At 61.0% G+C, this 14986-nt stretch carries 13 protein-coding genes; 11 read left to right on the forward strand and 2 right to left on the reverse strand.

What is annotated here, in order from left to right:
• Window positions 1-133 precede the first annotated feature (133 nt).
• The 3 genes from V3W39_RS13840 to V3W39_RS13850 all read left to right on the forward strand — a co-directional run bounded on the left by V3W39_RS13840 (window position 134) and on the right by V3W39_RS13850 (window position 3322).
• Window positions 134-691, forward strand: a complete 558-nt coding sequence (locus tag V3W39_RS13840) for a helix-turn-helix domain-containing protein (RefSeq protein WP_330212791.1) — start codon at window positions 134-136, stop codon at window positions 689-691.
• An 11-nt stretch (window positions 692-702) separates the two neighbouring features.
• The gene (locus V3W39_RS13845) at window positions 703-2049 is read left to right on the forward strand and encodes a glutamine synthetase family protein (RefSeq protein WP_330212792.1); all 1347 of its coding nucleotides are present in this window, start codon (window positions 703-705) and stop codon (window positions 2047-2049) included.
• Between the two features lie 175 nt (window positions 2050-2224).
• Complete coding sequence (locus tag V3W39_RS13850; RefSeq protein ID WP_330212793.1) at window positions 2225-3322, forward strand: DNA alkylation repair protein; 1098 nt, start codon at window positions 2225-2227, stop codon at window positions 3320-3322.
• A gap of 139 nt (window positions 3323-3461) precedes the next feature.
• Here the strand turns inward: V3W39_RS13850 and V3W39_RS13855 are convergent, their stop codons facing one another.
• Window positions 3462-4352: a LysR family transcriptional regulator gene (locus V3W39_RS13855; RefSeq protein WP_177120203.1), complete on the reverse strand. Its 891-nt coding sequence runs from the start codon at window positions 4350-4352 to the stop codon at window positions 3462-3464.
• A 130-nt stretch (window positions 4353-4482) separates the two neighbouring features.
• On the opposite strand from V3W39_RS13855, the gene V3W39_RS13860 reads away from it, so the two are divergent.
• The 6 genes from V3W39_RS13860 (at window position 4483) to V3W39_RS13885 (ending at window position 12483) form a co-directional block, all read left to right on the forward strand.
• Window positions 4483-6126, forward strand: a complete 1644-nt coding sequence (locus tag V3W39_RS13860; protein WP_330212794.1) for a GMC family oxidoreductase — start codon at window positions 4483-4485, stop codon at window positions 6124-6126.
• A gap of 157 nt (window positions 6127-6283) precedes the next feature.
• A complete protein-coding gene (locus tag V3W39_RS13865; RefSeq protein ID WP_177042546.1) occupies window positions 6284-7906 on the forward strand; it encodes an MFS transporter in 1623 nt (540 codons plus the stop codon).
• A 232-nt stretch (window positions 7907-8138) separates the two neighbouring features.
• Window positions 8139-10088 carry a DNA topoisomerase III gene (locus V3W39_RS13870; protein ID WP_177076912.1) on the forward strand — a complete coding sequence of 650 codons (1950 nt, stop codon included), beginning with the start codon at window positions 8139-8141 and terminating at the stop codon, window positions 10086-10088.
• Window positions 10089-10222: 134 nt separating this feature from the next.
• Window positions 10223-10663 carry a CBS domain-containing protein gene (locus tag V3W39_RS13875; RefSeq protein WP_177042548.1) on the forward strand — a complete coding sequence of 147 codons (441 nt, stop codon included), beginning with the start codon at window positions 10223-10225 and terminating at the stop codon, window positions 10661-10663.
• Between the two features lie 14 nt (window positions 10664-10677).
• A complete protein-coding gene (locus tag V3W39_RS13880) occupies window positions 10678-11526 on the forward strand; it encodes an NAD-dependent protein deacetylase (protein ID WP_294739218.1) in 849 nt (282 codons plus the stop codon).
• A gap of 627 nt (window positions 11527-12153) precedes the next feature.
• Window positions 12154-12483 (forward strand): hypothetical protein, encoded by a 330-nt coding sequence (locus tag V3W39_RS13885; RefSeq protein ID WP_102369380.1) that lies wholly within the window; start codon window positions 12154-12156, stop codon window positions 12481-12483.
• Window positions 12484-12546: 63 nt separating this feature from the next.
• Here V3W39_RS13885 and V3W39_RS13890 read toward each other — a convergent pair whose 3' ends face one another.
• Window positions 12547-13455: a LysR family transcriptional regulator gene (locus tag V3W39_RS13890; protein WP_330212795.1), complete on the reverse strand. Its 909-nt coding sequence runs from the start codon at window positions 13453-13455 to the stop codon at window positions 12547-12549.
• Between the two features lie 133 nt (window positions 13456-13588).
• Here V3W39_RS13890 and V3W39_RS13895 point away from each other — a divergent pair, with 133 nt between their 5' ends.
• Together V3W39_RS13895 and V3W39_RS13900 are read left to right on the forward strand one after the other, a co-directional pair.
• Complete coding sequence (locus V3W39_RS13895; RefSeq protein ID WP_063031241.1) at window positions 13589-14287, forward strand: CoA transferase subunit A; 699 nt, start codon at window positions 13589-13591, stop codon at window positions 14285-14287.
• A 31-nt stretch (window positions 14288-14318) separates the two neighbouring features.
• Window positions 14319-14978 (forward strand): CoA transferase subunit B, encoded by a 660-nt coding sequence (locus V3W39_RS13900; protein WP_003211625.1) that lies wholly within the window; start codon window positions 14319-14321, stop codon window positions 14976-14978.
• Window positions 14979-14986: the final 8 nt, after the last annotated feature.

The raw sequence follows: 14986 nt of genomic DNA on the forward strand, positions 1-14986 counted from the left end.
GATCGTTGAATGATCGTTCCCACCCGCGGGAACGATCAGCGTGTAAACGATCGGCGTCAGCGCCCATTGCTCTCGTGAAATTAATCCTGTAATTTTTCATGAAATTTCTTGATAAGAATTTCACGAAACGCCTATGGACAAGCAAGAAGAACTCGACGCCCTGGCGATCCTGATCCACGACCTGCGCAAGCACAAGAAGCTCACCCTGGCGCAACTCGCGCAAAAGATCGAGCGTTCCGTGGGTTTCCTGTCCCAGGTTGAACGCGGCCTTTCGCGCCCCACTGTGGCCGACCTCACCGCCATCAGCCACGCCCTCGGTGTGCCCACCACCTATTTCTACAGCCTGTCCAAACCCAAGGCGGTGGATTGGGTCACGCGCCCCAATGAGCGACGCACCGTGTATTACGCCAACGGCATCACCGACATCCTGGTGTCGCCGAGCATGCATGGCGCGTTCTCGATCCTCGACAGCCTGCTGGAACCCGGCGCCAACAGTGGCGAACAGACCATGAGTGACCGCGCCGAACAGGCCGGCTACGTGCTGGAGGGCGAATTGACGCTGTGGGTCGAGGGCGAGGCCGACTCGGTCACCCTGCGCCAAGGCGACAGCTTCCACCTGGCCAGTTTTGCCCACTGCCGCTACGGCAACCTGACCGACCTGCCCGCCCGCGTGCTGTGGGTCTACAACTAGGAGCAACACCCGTGAAAAGCCATTCCTCCACGCTGCTGGCCGAAGTCCGGACCTTTCGCCAGAACCATCCCGATGTGCGCTACGTCGACCTGATTGCCCTGGACATTCCCGGGCACTTCTACGGCAAACGCTACCCGGTGGAGATGCTGGAAAAAGTCGCCGCCGGCAGCCCCTTGAAGCTGCCGCAAAACGCCGTGTTGCTGGGTGCCCAGGGCGGCCTGTTCAAGATTGGTGACTACTGCTTTCACGACGGTGACCCGGACGCCAACCGCCGCCTGGTGCCCGGCACGCTCAAGCCGGTGAGCTGGGAAGCGCAGCCTCTGGGGCAGATGCTGATCACCTCCGACGGCACCGAAGCGCCGATTGAATTCGAACCCCGGGAAGTGCTGGCCAAGGTGCTGGAGCGCCTGCACCGCAAAGGCATTCACCCAGTGGTGGCGTTTGAGCTGGAGTTCTACCTGTTCCACAAAAAGCTCAGCGACGGCCTGCCGCAGTTCGCCCGCGACCCGCTGAGCGATGACGCCGACGACCAGCCCAACCTGCACATCGAGCGGCTGTCGCGCTTCGCGCCGGTGTTGGATGACATGGTCGAGACCGCCAAGGCCCAGGGCATCGACATCACGGTGATCACCGCCGAGTTGGGTCCCGGCCAGTTCGAGATCAATTTCGGCCACCTGGAAGACGGCCTGCGCGCCGCCGACTGGGCCGCCCTGTTCTGCCGCAGCACCCGCGGCGTGGCCCTCAAGCACGGTTATCGCGCCAGCTTCATGGCCAAGCCTTACCTGCAACATCCCGGCAGCGGCATGCATGTGCACGTCAGCCTGTACGACGCGGCAGGCAACAACCTGCTGGCGGCCCACCAGCAACAACCGTTGCGTCACGCGGTGGCCGGCTGCCTGGAACTGCTGCCCCACTGCATGCCGATCTTCTCGCCCAACCACAACGCCTTCCGCCGCCTCGGCGGCACGGTGAACGCGGCCACTCGCGCCTGCTGGGGTTTTGAGGACCGTGACGCCTGCGTGCGCATCCCGGAATCCGACCCGCGCAACCTGCGAATCGAACACCGCCTGGCGAGTGCCGATGCCAACCCGTACCTGGTGTTGGCGGCGATTCTGGTGGGGCTGGAGCATGGCCTTGACACGGCCAAAGAGCCCTTCGCCCCACTGAACGAAGACCGCAACAGCGGCACGGATTTCCCCCTCGAAATGCTCGAAGCGGTGCGCGCCATGCAGCATCAGCCGGTGCTGCGCGAAGGCCTGGGCGCAGAGTTTGTCGACGTGTATTGCGAAAACAAACGCCAGGACCATCTGGCGTTCCAGCAGGAGATTCATGCGCGGGAATATCGCTGGTATCTCTAACTGATCCACTCCCCTTTCCGTAGCAGCTGTCGAGCCTTGGCGAGGCTGCGTTCGCGGTGTGTCTGATACACCGCTGACGCAGCCTCGCCAAGGCTCGACAGCTGCTACGACGCGGGGCGTGCGATATCGGGTTTTGCATGTAATCTGATGGCCAACTTCATCTGCGGACTTGCCCATGACCGAACAAAGCGCCCCGGCCCTGAAGGAAATCTTCAACGCCGAACGCCTGCAGCACATCGCCACCGAAATGACGGCGGTGTACCCGGCGTTCGATGCCAAGGGTTTCCTCAAGCACGCCAAGGCCGGGCTCGCGGACCTGTCGGTGATGCAGCGCATGGCTCGGGTCAGCGAAAGCCTGCACGCCGTGATCCCGCTGGATTATCCCCAAACGCTGAAGTTGCTGTATGCCCTGGCACCCCGCCTGAACAGCACCTTTGTCAGCCTGTTCCTGCCCCATTACGTCGCCAGTTACGGCGGTGAAGACTTCAAGCGCTCCATGGCCGCGCTCAAGTACTTCACCACCTTCGGCTCCGCCGAGTTTGCCGTACGGCATTTTCTGCTGAGTGATTTCAAGCGCACCCTGCCGGTGATGCAAGGCTGGTCGCTGGACGAAAACGAACACGTGCGCCGCCTCGCCAGCGAAGGCTCGCGGCCACGGCTGCCCTGGTCGTTTCGCCTGGCCAACGTGCAGGCCGACCCGAGCCTGTGCGCCTCGATCCTCGACAACCTCAAGGCCGACAGCAGCCTGTACGTGCGCAAGTCGGTGGCCAATCATCTCAACGACATCACCAAGGATCATCCGGATTGGGTGCTGGGTTTGATTGAGGGCTGGTCGCTGGAGAATCCTCACACCGCATGGATCGCCCGCCACGCGCTGCGCAGTCTGATCAAGCAAGGCAACACCCGGGCGCTGACAATCATGGGGGCGGGGGCCAGGGCCGAGGTGAAGATCCATCAGCTCAAGGTCGAGCCGGCGGTGATCAACCTGGGCGACCGGATCAACCTGTCCTTCAGCCTGGAATCCATGGCCGACACGCCGCAAAAGCTGGTGGTGGACTACGCCATCGACTACGTGAAAAGCGCCGGTCACAGCGCGTCGAAAGTGTTCAAGCTCAAGGCGTTTACCCTCGCTGCCAGGGAACATCACGCGATTAGTCGTGGCCAACATATTCGTGAACTGACCACGCGCAAGCACTATCCCGGCAAGCACGCGGTGCATGTGCTGGTGAATGGGGAGCGGTTGGGCAGTGTTGAATTTGAGTTGCTGAACTGAAGATTTTCTCCATAACAAAACCTATCAACTGTAGGAGCTGGCTTGCCTGCGATAGCGGAATTTCAGCCGATAAATATGTAGCTGATACACCGCGATCGCAGGCAAGCCAGCTCCCACATTTTTGATTCGGTTTACTCAGTTAAGCCTCGCCCAGCAACAGCTTCTGCTCCCGCGCGCACAACTCCACCAGGTAATCCCACAACACCCGCAACCTTACCGACTTGTGCAACTCGCGCCGGGAACTGATCCAGTAACTGCGCTGGATGCTCTCCCCCGGCAGCAGCGGCACCAGGTCAGGGTCGCTGGCGGCCATGAAGCACGGCAACACGGCAATCCCCAACCCCGAACGCGCCGCCTGGTGCTGTGCGATTACGCTGGTGCTGTGGAACACCACCTTGGGGTTGCGGCAGAAGCTGCTGAGGAATTTCAGTTCCTGGCTGAACAGCAAATCGTCGACGTAATCGATCCAGGCGTGGACGGCCAGGTCCTCGCGTTTCTCAATCGGCGGCGTGCGGTCCAGGTAGCTGCGGCTGGCGTAGAGCGCCAGGCGGTAGTCGGTGAGTTTGCGGGTCACCAGTTGGTCGACGCTGGGGCGTTCCAGGTGGATGCTGATTTCCGCTTCGCGGTTGAGGATGCTGACAAAGCGCGGCACCGCCAGCAGTTCCACCTCCAGGCCCGGATAGCGTTCGAACAGGCCACCCATGCGGCTGGCCAAAAACATCACGCCCAATCCTTCGGCCACCCCCAGGCGAATCTTGCCCAGGGGCGCAGCGGAATGGGTCAGTTCTTCTTCGGCCAGCAGGGCCACGTTTTCCATGGCTTCGGCATGCTTGAGCAGCGCTTCGCCGGAGGGCGTGAGTTCGTAGCCCTGGGCGTGCTGCACGAACAGCGCGGTGCCGAGGCTTTTTTCGATGGCCTCGATGTGCCGGGCCACGGTGGCGTGGGTGGTCTTCAGGCGTTGCGCCGCCGTGAGCAGGCGTCCGCTACGCTGTAACTCGAGAAAGAACCGCAGGTCATTCCAGTCGAACATGTCGCCTCCGCTCTCCACCTTGAAAGCATCGCTGTCTAAAAACGCACAGCAGCTGGGTAAAAACTAACATTTTTAAGACGAAAACTAACAACTAGGATGGAGCCAATAAGAAAAACAAGCGAGGCCTCAGATGCCCATTGCAGCTGCTGAATACGATTACGTGGTAGTAGGCGCCGGCCCCGCAGGCTGCCTGCTGGCCAATCGACTGTCCGCCAACCCGGCCCATCGCGTGCTGCTGCTTGAAGCCGGCGGTCGTGATAACTATCCCTGGATCCATATTCCCGTCGGCTACCTGTTCTGCATCGGCAACCCGCGCACCGACTGGTGCTTCAAGACCGAAGCCCAGGAAGGCCTGCAAGGCCGTGCCCTGAGCTACCCGCGGGGCAAGGTGTTGGGCGGCTGTTCGTCGATCAACGGCATGATCTACATGCGCGGCCAGGCTCGGGATTACGACGGCTGGGCCGAAGACAATCCCGGCTGGGCCTGGAAGGATGTGCTGGCGCTGTTCAAGCAAAGCGAAAACCATTTTGCCGGGGCCTCGGAATTTCACAGCGATGGTGGCGAGTGGCGGGTTGAGCAACAGCGCCTGCACTGGCCGATCCTCGATGCGTTTCGCGAGGCGGCGCAGCAGAGCGGTATCGCGAGCATCAGCGACTTCAACCAGGGCGATAACGAAGGCTGCGGCTATTTCCAGGTCAACCAGAAATCCGGGGTGCGCTGGAATGCGGCCAAGGCGTTCCTCAAGCCGATCCGCCAGCGGCCCAACCTGACAGTGATGACTGAAGTTGAAGTCGACCGCGTGCTGCTGGAGAACGGCCGCGCCACCACGGTGGTTGCTCGCCAGCAAGGCCAGGCCGTCACATGGCGGGCCCGCAAGGAAATCATCCTGTGCGCCGGTTCCGTGGGCTCCCCCGGCATCCTGCAACGCTCCGGCATCGGCCCTTCCAACGTGCTCAAGCCCTTGGGCATCAACGTGCTGCACGAGTTGCCCGGCGTCGGCGGCAACCTGCAGGATCACCTGCAACTGCGCCTGATCTACAAGCTGGAAAACGCTCGCACCCTGAACCAGATCGCCGGCACCGTGTGGGGCAAGATGGGCATGGGCCTGCGTTATCTGTACGACCGCAGCGGCCCGCTGTCCATGGCCCCCAGCCAGTTGGGCGCGTTTGCTCGCTCCGGGCCGGAACAGACGTCGGCCAACCTTGAATACCACGTGCAACCGCTGTCCCTGGAGCGCTTTGGCGAGCCGCTGCACGGGTTCCCGGCCTTCACCGCGTCGGTGTGTGACCTGCGCCCGCAGAGCCGTGGCCGCATCGACATTCGCTCGGCCAACCCGGCAGACGCACCGCTGATCCGCCCCAATTACCTCAGCCATCCGGAAGACCTGCGCGTCGCCGCCGACGCCATTCGCCTGACCCGGCGCATCGTCTCGGCGCCGGCCCTGAAGCAGTTCAACCCGGTGGAATACCTGCCCGGCGAAGAACTGCAGACAGACGAACAGCTGCAAGAGGCCGCCGCCCGCATCGGCACCACGATTTTCCACCCGGTGGGCACCTGCCGCATGGGCAGCGACAAAGACGCGGTGGTTGACGCACAACTGCGGGTGCACGGCGTGCCCGGCCTGCGCATCGCCGACGCGTCGGTGATGCCGCGCATTACTTCAGGCAACACCTGCTCACCCACGCTGATGATCGCGGAAAAAGCCGCGCAGCTTATCCTTTCGCCGAACACAAGGAGCCTCGCCCCGGAGAAAGAACTGACTTTACCGGCTTGACCTGTAGGAGCCCGGCTTGCCGGCGATGGCATTTTCAAGTGTTGTGCACAGCTTGAGAGCGCCATCGCCGGCAAGCCGGTTCCTACAGGGGAACAGCGGCGCCGATTCGGCGCCGACAGTGGAACAACAATAAATAATCACTGTGAGGGCTACCCAAATGTCAGAACACGCTCAACCCCTGGACCCGGCGCTCGGCGCACGCTCGAGCAACGACACACAGAAAGTCATCTTCGCCTCCTCCCTCGGGACGGTGTTCGAATGGTATGACTTCTTCCTCTACGGCGCCCTCGCGGCGGTGATCAGCAAGCAGTTCTTTGCCGGGGTCAACGACACCACGGCGTTTATCTTCGCCCTGATGGCCTTCGCCGCCGGTTTTGTCGTGCGCCCGTTCGGCGCGCTGGTGTTCGGTCGACTGGGCGACATGATCGGGCGCAAATACACGTTCCTCGCCACCATCATCCTGATGGGCCTGGCGACCTTCTGCGTGGGCCTGCTGCCGACCTATTCAAGCATCGGCATCGCCGCACCGATCATCCTCGTGGCACTGCGCATGCTCCAGGGCCTGGCGCTGGGCGGTGAGTACGGCGGCGCAGCCACCTACGTGGCCGAGCACGCTCCAGCGGGCAAACGCGGCTTCCACACCAGCTGGATTCAATCCACCGCGACCCTCGGCCTGCTGCTGTCACTGCTGGTGGTGCTGGCCTGCCGTTACTTCACCGGTGACCAGTTCGAAGTCTGGGGCTGGCGCCTGCCGTTCCTGCTGTCGATCGTGCTGCTGGGCATCTCCACCTGGATCCGCATGAGCCTGCATGAGTCGCCGGCGTTCCTGAAAATGAAAGAGGAAGGCAAGGCCAGCAAGGCGCCGATCCGCGAGTCCTTCGGCAAATGGGAAAACCTCAAGATCGTGCTGATTGCGCTGTTCAGCATCAACGCCGGGCAAGCGGTGACGTTCTATGCCGCGCAGTTTTATGTGCTGTTTTTCCTCACACAGTTTTTGAAGATGGACCCGGCACTGGCCAACATGCTGCTGATCATCAGCGTGGTGATTGGCGCGCCGTTCTTTATCTTCTTCGGCTGGCTGTCGGACAAGCTGGGGCGCAAGCCGGTGTTGATGGTCGGCCTGCTGCTGGCCACCGCGCTGTACTTCCCGATCTTCAAGGGCCTGGCGCACTACACCAACCCGGCGATGGACCACGCGAGCCGCCAGTCACCGATCACCGTATTGGCAGATCCAGCCACCTGCACCTTCCAGTTCGATCCGGTGGGCAAGGCGCGTTTTGACAGCCCGTGCGACAAGGTCAAGACCTTCCTGGTGAAACAGGGCCTGCCGTACGAAAGCGCGGCCGCCCCGGCCGGCAGTGCGGTGCAGGTGAGCGTGGGTGATGTGCAAATCAACGGTTACGACGAAGCTGCCCTGAAAGGCGCGGTGACGTTGGCGGGTTACCCGCAATCGGCTGACGTGGCGCAAGTCAACAAAACCATGGTGGTGGTGCTGATCGTGGCGCTGATCCTGATCGCCGCCATGTGCTACGGCCCGCTGGCAGCGCTGATGGTGGAACTGTTCCCGACGCGCATCCGCTACACCTCGTTGTCGCTGCCTTACCACATCGGGAATGGCTGGTTCGGTGGGTTCCTGCCGACGGTGTCGTTTGCACTGGTGGTGTACACCGGGGATATCTTCTATGGCCTGTGGTACCCGGTGGTGATTACCGGGGTGAGCCTGATCGTGGGGCTGATTTGCCTGAAAGAGACCAAGAACGTGGATATCGACAAGAACTGAACCTCCACTTTGTCGCCACTGAAGATCCAGTGTGGGAGCTGGCTTGCCTGCGATGCGGACACCTCGGCGTTTCAGTTACACCGAGGTGATGCTATCGCGGGCAAGCCCGCTCCCACATTGGGTTCAGTGCCAGACACACAAATTGCTGTATATCCATCCAGATAAAAGTTGCCCAATTCTGATTTATTGCCCATCCTGCTCCCCATTCAATTGCGTAGCGAATGTGGTGACCATGCGGCTGTTCCTCTGTGAAAAACCGTCCCAGGCCAAGGATATCGCCGCCGTGCTCGGCGCGACCCGGCGTGGCGACGGTTGTTGGCTGGGTTCAGGCGTCACCGTGACCTGGTGCATCGGCCACCTGCTGGAAACCGCCCCGCCCGACAGCTACGACGCCAAGTACAAGCGCTGGGTGCTGGCCGACCTGCCGATCATCCCCGAGAAGTGGAAAATGCTGGTCAAACCCAAGACCGCCAGCCAGTTCAAGGCGGTCAAGCGCCTGCTGGGGGAAGCCCAGGAACTGGTGATCGCCACGGATGCCGACCGTGAAGGTGAGATGATCGCCCGTGAACTGGTGGAGCATTGCCGTTATCGCGGCCCCATCCAGCGGCTGTGGCTCTCTGCCCTCGACGACGCATCGATCCGCAAGGCCCTGGCCTCGTTGAAGCCCGGCGCGGAAACCTTCAGCCTCTACCATTCGGCCCTCGGCCGCTCCCGCGCAGACTGGTTGATCGGGATGAACATGAGTCGCCTGTTTACTCTGCTGGGTCGTCAATCCGGTTATCAGGGCGTGTTGCCGGTCGGCCGGGTGCAAACCCCGACCCTGCGTCTGGTGGTTGACCGGGACCGCAGCATTGCCGACTTCGTGCCCGTCGCTTATTGGGCCATCGATGTGGACCTGCTCCACGACAACATCACCTTTACCGCGCAATGGCGCGCCACCGACGATGCCTGTGACGATCAGGGCCGTTGCCTCAACCCGCAACTGGCCCGGGACGCAGCCAACGCCATGAACAACGCGGCCAGTGCCCGGCTGGTGAAGCTGCGCACCGAACGCATGCGCGACGTGGCGCCCCTGCCCTTCGACCTGGGTACGTTGCAGGAAATCTGCTCGAAAAAACTCGGCCTCGGCGCCCAGGAAACCCTGGATGTCGCCCAGTCGCTGTACGAAACCCACAAGGTCATCACTTACCCCCGCAGCGATTGCGGCTACCTGCCTATGAGCCAGCACAGCGATGCGCCGAAAATCCTCGCGGCGCTGGGACGGGCTGACCCAGCGGTGAATGAGCTGATGCCACATATTGACCCGAAGCGCCGCTCCCGGGCCTGGAACGACGCCAAGGTCAGCGCTCACCACGGCATCATCCCCACCGGCGCCGGCAAGGACGTCGGGCAACTGACCGGCAAGCATCGCGCCGTGTACACCCTGATTCGTGCCCGCTACCTGGCGCAGTTCCTGCCCAACCACGAGTACGACCGCACCCAGGCCGACTTCGACTGCGCCGGCGAGGCCTTGCGGGCGGTGGGCAAGGTCATTGTCGAACCCGGCTGGAAACGCGCCCTGCCGGAAGCGCTGGCACCGGCCAAGGGCCGCGAAGCGCCCGCGCCGCAGTCCCTGCCGAAACTGGTGCAGGGCCAGGACTACGCCGTGGCCAAGGTCAACCTCAAGGACCTGTGGACCCAGCCGCCCAAGCCCTTCACCGAAGGCGACCTGATCAAGGCGATGAAGAACGTCGCCAAACTGGTGGAAGACCCGCTGCTCAAGCAAAAACTCAAGGACACCACCGGGATTGGCACCGAAGCCACCCGCGCCGGGATCATCCAGGGCCTGCTGGATCGCGGTTACCTGGTGAAAAACGGCAAGGCACTGTCGGCCACTCCTGCCGCGTTCAGCCTGATTGATGCGGTGCCCCGGGCAATCGCCGATCCCGGCACCACCGCCATCTGGGAACAGGCGCTGGACATGGTGCAAAGCGGTGAGATGAGCCTGGAAGAGTTCGTCGCCAAACAGGCAGCGTGGATGAGCAAGCAGGTCACGCGCTGCACCGGCATGCGCCTGACCATCAGCGGCCCGGCCAGCCCGGCGGGACGTGGCGCCACACCCTGGAAAAACAAACGCAAGCCGGCCAAACGCAAGACCGCCGCCAGCCCGAAACGCGCGGCAAAACCGGCAAACAAGGGCTAAGAGGCAGCAAAAGTCGCGACAATGACGTTTTTCGAGCAGATATACGCCGCTTTGGACCTTGCCCTGCCGTGAGCGGTCTAGGATTCTGTAGGGACTGCTAACCTCCCAACAATAACAACACCGGAGTGGCCTCCATGAAAACCGTTGCCCAAGTGTTAAAGTCCAAAGACCAGCAAAACCAGCAAGTGCATACCATCCCCCACGACCATACGGTGTTCGAGGCGCTTATCGTGATGGCGTCGAAAAACGTCGGGGCCTTGCCGGTGCTCCAGGATGGGAAGGTGGTGGGCATCATCAGCGAACGGGACTACGCGCGTAAGGTCATCCTCCATGGATTGTCCTCGGTGGCGACCAAAGCCCACGAAATCATGAACTCACCGGTGATCACCGTCGACACTCACCAGACCGTCGAGACCTGCATGAATATCATGACCGACCGGCATCTGCGGCACCTGCCGGTGGTAGAAAACGGCGAGCTTCTGGGCCTGCTGTCCATCGGCGACCTGGTCAAGGAAGCGATTGCCGAACAGGCTGACCTGATCAAGCAGCTGGAGCAGTACATTCGCGGCGAATAACCATTGGGGACCCCATGCTCGATACCTTGCAACATCAGGTCGATGACCACCTCGACAGCCTGCACCGGGCCATGGCCGAACGGCGCTTCCTGGTGCTGACCGGTGCGGGTATCAGCACCTCCTCGGGGATTCCCGACTACCGGGACAGCGAAGGTGTGCGCCGGGGCAAGGCACCGATGATGTACCAGGAGTTTTTGGCCACCCCAGAGGCGCGCCGACGCTACTGGGCCCGGGCGATGCTCGGCTGGCCGAGGGTGAGGATCGCCCAGCCGAACCCGGCGCATATCGCGCTGGCGACCTTGCAGCAACGCCAGCGCATTACCGGGCTGATCACCCAGAACGTCGACACCCTGCACGACCAGGCCGGCAGCCACGGCGTGATCGAACTCCACGGCAGCCTGCACCGAGTGCTTTGCCTGGATTGCCAGCAGACCAGCGAGCGGGATCTGATCCAGCGCCAGATGGAAGCCGAGAATCCGTACCTGGCCGGTGTGGATGCCGTCCAGGCGCCTGACGGTGACACCTTGCTCGACCCGGCGTTTGAAGGACGTTTCCAGGTCCCCCGCTGCCCCCATTGCGGCGGGCAACGATTGAAACCGGATGTAGTGTTTTTCGGCGAGAACGTCGCCCAGGGCACCGCCGCCAAGGCGATGGAGGCCGTGAACGACGCTGAAGGGCTGCTGGTGGTGGGATCGTCGCTGATGGCTTATTCAGCGTTTCGCCTGTGCAAGGCGATGGTCGAGCAGAGTAAGCCGGTGATAGCCATCAATCTGGGCAAGACCCGGGGCGATGAGTTGCTGCAGCTCAAGATCGAAGCGTCCTGCGAGCGCTTGTTGCCCCTGCTGGTAGAACGCCTGGGCTAGCCCAATCCTGCATTCTGTGGCGAGGGAGCTTGCTCCCGCTGGGCTGCGCAGCAGCCCCAAAACCGGCAACCGAATTATTCCTGAAGAACCGCGGTCAGCCTGATGGGGGCGCTTCGCACCCCAGCGGGAGCAAGCTCCCTCACCACAGAACAACCGCCAAACCCGAGACCAACCCGCACGAAAAATGACGCCCAAGTCACGCTTTCCGGCTTCACCCCCGCCCTGCAAGGATTTATGTAGTGCTTGAAAATAATCACTACATAACCGTTGACGTAACCATTTTGTAATTGCATGATTCAAGCGTCTCCCGGATCGGGAGCGTTGGTAACAAGCGTTTTGAACAAGCTCGTCTGACCGCCGAGCTGTTTTTTCCGGATGTGCACTGCCCACAAGGCAGATTGATGAAGCTGACCGGCCCGAAAGGATCGGTACAAGGAGCTCAAACGCTGCTTGTCTTCGTTATGAAACCATTGCGTAGCAGTTCATCAGCAAGACTACATGCATCAGGTTCAAGACCCTGCCCGTACTCGGCAGACCGTTTCTGACGCCCGGTTTTTTGCGACCGGAGACAACTTAGTAGTTTTAACGGATCAACTAAAGATCGCCAACTGGTCAAGGGGCTTACACATGAATCTGAACAACCAACCAACTATCGATGAATTGGCTGAGATGTTCGCAGCGCAGAAAGACACGCTCGACGACCATATCCTCTGGATTGGTAAATCGGGCCAGGTCCATATTGACTGCCTGGCGCCCCACACCGTGGAAGAAGAGTTCGACAGGAATAACCGTGAACTGGCAGCGCGCCTGAAGATGTACCGCCGCGGCCAGGGTTATGTCGGCAAGAAAGCCGCCGCCGATCGCAACTTTATCGAGCAGGTCTTTCATACACTTAATACCGAGTGGCAGAACCTTAAAGGCCATTCGCACGTTAAAGTGATCGACAGATACTGCTGATAACTACGCACTAATCACTTAAGCCTGCTCGCTTAAACGAGCAGGCTTTTTTATTGCCTGTACTTATTGCAACAAGGCCGGAAAACGCCCATTCCCCGCTTCATCGCGAAAAATATCAAACATCGCCTGGGCCGCCGCCGAGAGTTCGTGACCGGGCTTGGTCAATACACCAATCGGCCGTTCAATGATCGGATCGCTCAAGGTGATGCAGTGGGCGCCCGCGTCCTGCATTTGCCGCACGCACAGGGCAGGCACCGCACTCACACCCAGGCCACTGGCGACCATCTGGCCCACCGTCGCCAATTGATGACTCTCCAGTGCCACAGGCAATTTCATGTCCCGTGCCTTCAGGTGTTCTTCAAGCATCACCCGCACCGTGGACGGCCGCTGCAACGTGATGAAGGGTTGTTGCAGCAGGGTTTGCCAATCGATATCAGCCTTGTGCGCCAACGGCGAGTCACCGGGCACCACGGCCACAAAGCGGTCCACATACAGCGGCGTGAACATCAGCGATGAGCTTTCCGAAGGCTCAAACGCCACGCCCAACTCCACCTGGCGATCCCGGACCATCTCCAGCACCTGCTCGTTGATCACGTCATTGACCGTGACATTCACCTGGGGGTAGCGCGCCCGGAAAATCTTCAGGATCGGTGGCAGCAAGTTGCCTGCAAACGACGGCATCGCCGCCACCGTCACCCGCCCGCGCTGCAAGGTAAAACGCTGGCGCAATTCATCCTCGGCGTTGTCCCAGTCGGCGATCAGGCGCCGGGCCAGGGGCAACAGGGATTCGCCTTCGGGCGTCAGCGCTACATTGCGCGTATTGCGGCTGAACAAGCGCCCGCCAAGACCCTCCTCCAGGCCTTTGATGGTCAAACTCAAGGCAGACTGGGAAAGATGCAGACGCTCGCAGGCCGCTGCAAAACTGAGGGTCTGGGCCACGGCAAGAAAGGCGCGCATCTGTTTAACTGTCATGAAGCTTCTCCCAACGGCTGGCGACTGTGCTGTTTTTTAAATCAATCAACCTTAAAAAACAACTTAACAAATCAATCCGTCGGCGCAACACTCGGCTCATATGGCTGGCCCACAAACAATAAAAGAGGTGCATATGGCAGGTTTCGATAAACGCGTAGCGTCCTATGAAGAGGCGCTGGCAGGCCTGGAAGACGGCATGACGGTTCTGGCCGGTGGCTTTGGGTTGTGTGGCATCCCGGAAAACCTCATTGCCGAAATCAAGCGCAAAGGCACCCGCAACCTGACCGTGGTTTCCAACAACTGCGGTGTTGACGGCTTTGGCCTGGGCCTGCTGCTGGAAGGCAAGCAGATCAGCAAGGTCTTCGCTTCCTACGTCGGTGAGAACGCGCTGTTCGAGAAGCAACTGCTCAGCGGCGAAATCGAAGTAGTCCTCACACCCCAAGGCACCCTCGCCGAAAAACTGCGCGCAGGTGGTGCCGGCATCCCGGCCTTCTTCACCGCAACCGGCGTTGGCACGCCCGTGGCCGAAGGCAAGGAAACCCGTGAGTTCAACGGCCGCCCGTACCTGATGGAAGAATCCATCACCGGTGATTTCGCCATCGTCAAAGGCTGGAAAGCCGACCACTTCGGCAACGTGATCTACCGCCACACCGCCCAGAACTTCAACCCGCTGGCCGCCACCGCCGGCAAGATCACCGTGGTCGAAGTGGAAGAAATCGTCGAACCGGGCGAGCTGGACCCGGCGCATATCCATACCCCAGGGATCTACGTCGACCGGATCATTTGCGGCACCTTCGAGAAGCGCATCGAACAGCGCACCCTCCGCAAATAATCCACCAGCCCAAATAATAAGGAGACAAAAAATGGCTCTTACCCGCGAACAAATGGCTCAACGCGTCGCCCGCGAAATGCAGGACGGTTTCTACGTCAACCTCGGCATCGGCATCCCGACCCTGGTGGCCAACTACATCCCCGAAGGCATGGAAGTGATGCTGCAGTCGGAAAACGGCCTGCTGGGCATGGGTCCGTTTCCTACTGAAGAAACCATCGATGCCGACATGATCAACGCCGGCAAACAGACCGTCACCGCACGCATTGGCGCATCGATCTTCTCCTCGGCCGAGTCTTTCGCGATGATTCGTGGCGGCCACGTTGACCTGACTGTACTCGGCGCCTTTGAAGTCGACGTGCAGGGCAACATCGCCTCGTGGATGATCCCCGGCAAACTGGTCAAGGGCATGGGCGGCGCGATGGACCTGGTGGCCGGCGCCGAGAACATCATCGTGATCATGACCCACGCCTCCAAGGACGGTGAGTCCAAGCTGCTGAGCCAATGCAGCCTGCCGCTGACCGGGGCCAACTGCATCAAGCGTGTGCTGACGGACCTGGCCTACCTGGAAATCGAAAATGGCGCTTTTGTCCTCAAGGAACGCGCACCTGGCGTCAGTGTTGAAGAGATCGTCAGCAAGACAGCCGGTAAACTGATCGTCCCGGACCACGTTCCAGAAATGCACTTCCAGTGAGGACAGAT

The sequence above is a fragment of the Pseudomonas sp. Z18(2022) genome, from assembly GCF_036346535.1.
In the GTDB taxonomy this organism is placed as follows: Bacteria; Pseudomonadota; Gammaproteobacteria; order Pseudomonadales; family Pseudomonadaceae; genus Aquipseudomonas; species Aquipseudomonas yamanorum_A.